The sequence below is a fragment of the Corynebacterium sp. 122RC1 genome (assembly GCF_024580955.1).
Lineage (GTDB): Bacteria > Actinomycetota > Actinomycetes > Mycobacteriales > Mycobacteriaceae > Corynebacterium > Corynebacterium kozikiae.
Window position 1 is genome coordinate 1 of record NZ_JANIKD010000070.1, and the last position, 414, is coordinate 414.

The 414-nt window shown below is 40.1% G+C and carries 2 protein-coding genes; both read left to right on the forward strand.

Annotated elements, in window-relative coordinates; translation table 11 throughout:
* The first annotated feature begins 1 nt into the window (after position 1).
* On the forward strand, positions 2 to 88 hold the full coding sequence (locus NQ050_RS11320; RefSeq protein WP_373566730.1) for a flagellar FlbD family protein: 87 nt from the start codon (positions 2 to 4) through the stop codon (positions 86 to 88).
* A 106-nt stretch (positions 89 to 194) separates the two neighbouring features.
* A partial coding sequence (locus NQ050_RS11115) for a hypothetical protein (protein ID WP_257039404.1) occupies positions 195 to 414 on the forward strand: 220 nt, incomplete at its 3' end.

Below are 414 nucleotides of genomic sequence, written 5' to 3' on the forward strand. Positions count from 1 at the left end.
GATTAATGGAGTCAAGGTATTGGTGAATCCGGACCTGATTGAACTGGTGGAAGAGACCCCGGATACGGTGTTGACACTTACCACCTGAAAGAAAATAATTGTAAAAGAAAGTAGACAAGAAATAAAAAATCTTGTAATATTATACAGAAAGGATATTTTTGCAAGATAAAAAAGCAGAATGTCAGGTGATTTAAGTGGATATAGCTTCTTTAGCCGGTATATTGCTGGCATTATTCATGTTGGTATTTGGTATCATAAGTTCCGCAGGTGTGGGAGGATTCAGGGAATATTTGGATCCGGCTTCTGCGATCATTACCTTTGGCGGAGCATTTTCCTGTACCCTCACGTCCGTGAGTTTGCAGAATTACATAGCTGGTTTGAAATCTTTCACACTGATCTTCAAAGCGCCCACAC